This is a genomic window from Acidithiobacillus sp. TH-A36 (assembly GCF_057473445.1).
Genome location: NZ_JBYCKP010000429.1, coordinates 1 through 1,973 on the forward strand (window position 1 = coordinate 1; position 1,973 = coordinate 1,973).

At 52.8% G+C, this 1,973-nt stretch carries 3 protein-coding genes; all 3 read left to right on the forward strand.

All coding sequences use genetic code 11. The features are described 5' to 3' along the window. The coding region (locus AC2VLY_RS11115) for a TraM recognition domain-containing protein (protein WP_486922285.1) at positions 1 to 891 on the forward strand (891 nt) is incomplete at its 5' end. 10 nt (positions 892 to 901) lie between these two features. Then, on the forward strand, positions 902 to 1,384 hold the full coding sequence (locus tag AC2VLY_RS11120; RefSeq protein ID WP_486894360.1) for a hypothetical protein: 483 nt from the start codon (positions 902 to 904) through the stop codon (positions 1,382 to 1,384). Next, a partial coding sequence (locus AC2VLY_RS11125; RefSeq protein WP_486922286.1) for an IncC plasmid conjugative DNA transfer DtrJ family protein occupies positions 1,385 to 1,973 on the forward strand: 589 nt, incomplete at its 3' end. It abuts the gene before it with no gap.

Sequence of the window (1,973 nt, forward strand, 5' to 3'; positions counted from 1 at the left end):
GTCAAACCGGAAATTCTGCATTCCTACCTCACCGGCAAAACCGGCAAGGTAGCTGAGGATATTCCCGGCCAGTTGACGGCCTACAAGAAGTTTTATCGGGAAGTGCTCGCCAAGACGGCCCCATCACCGGAACTGGAAGGATTGATTGCGGATCAGGAGCACGACAAAGAGCATTTCAGTAAGATGATTTTGTCGCTCACCCCGTTATTGGCGATGCTCACCAGCCGTCCCCTGGATACCCTGCTCTCGCCGGATCCCAAGAACTTCCATGGGCGCATCCTCACCGCACAGCGCGCCATAGACCAGAAGCTGGCTCTGTATATTGGATTGGATACCCTCTCGGATACCGCTGTAGGTCAGGCCATCGGGTCCATTATTCTGGCGGATTTGGCTTCGACCGCAGGGGATATTTACAACTATCAGGCCCCCAAACCCGTCAATATATTCATTGATGAAGGGGCCGAAGTGCTTAACCAGCCGGTTATCCAGATCCTCAACAAAGGGGGCGGGGCCTTGTTCCGTGTGTTCCTCGCCACGCAAACCATTTCCGATATCGCCACCCGCCTCAATGGTTCCAAGGACCGGGCCAACATGGTCATCGGTAACACCAACAACATCATAGTGCTGCGCATTATTGATCAAAACACCAAGGAAGAAGTCTCGAAAAGAATGGGGAAAATCCCTATGGAGCGCATGACCAGCACCATGGGTAGTGGCATCAGTCCCCATCCCATGGACATGAATAATGGCAGTTATAGTGAAGGATTGACGGTCACCGATACCGAGATTTTCCCGCCAAGTGAATTTGCCAGCTTACCCGCATTGCAATACATGGCCCATTTTTCGGGCGGCGCCATTATCAAAGGACGGATTCCCATTGTCACAGATTGAGTTACCCCCTATGCAACATTCCAATACGGCTACGGCCCTGCACAAAAACATCCGGAAATTACCGCATCGGGAGAGCTTCCGATTTCTGCTGGCGGTCTGGCCGGATACCTGGTGGTGGTTCATGCGCCTGCAAAACCGGCTGGAAGGTTTACCTTGCCTGCATGCGGAGCATCCGCAAACAGAGGAAATTTACTGCCTGCTGGAACGCTGCTCTGAGCATGGGACACGACTGGGGAATGGACAGTTACGTGAAGCGGTTCTGTCCGAAATAGAGGACACCGCCAGAAGGCTGCAACAACAGCCCATCATCTGTGCCGCATCCCGCGATAACGTTTGGGATTGGATGCACACCCCTTTTCCGGAATGGCGAGGGACCTGTCCTGGCGGCTTTCTTCGCGGACCCGGTACGGCAGAGAAGGATGAGGACCAGGCATCTGCACAGGTACATGCTTTCATCCAGCAACTCCTTATGCAACAACCAGGTCATCCATAAATGTCGAGCTTTATCAGCGAAGAACGTTCTGCGGTCAAATTCATGATTGCCATCATCGGCTTTGAATTTGCTATAGCCCTGATTTTTGGCACCGGTTTACCCATTGCATACTATCAGAACTTGCAGCAACTGTTGGTGCGTCAGGAGATGGGGATAGCCGCGCTGCAAACCCTACTTCACTTGACTAGCCACCTGTACACCCTGATTTTCATTCAAACCGGACTGGCCCATGCCATGACACCCGCGCCGCCGCCAACGCATCAGGTCGCGGACCTCAGCCTGACTGAAAAACTGTCCTGGGCCGCTCGGGGCCGGATACTCACCATACTGGCGATTTTTTATATTGCCATTTTTCGGGTACTGGTCTTTTTCACCTGGGCCATTGCCCTCATCCCGCTGGTTATCGCCGCCGCTTATGATGGTTGGGTGCAACGCAAAGTGGCCCAGTTCCGGTTTGTGTACCAGAGCGGGCAAAAACACTTTGTCGGTAATCGGGCCAGCAAAATCATCACCTATGGGTTATTGCTGATATTTTTCCTGCCTATCCCCATTCCACCCATCGCGATTATTTTTTGGGCCGTTTTTCTAG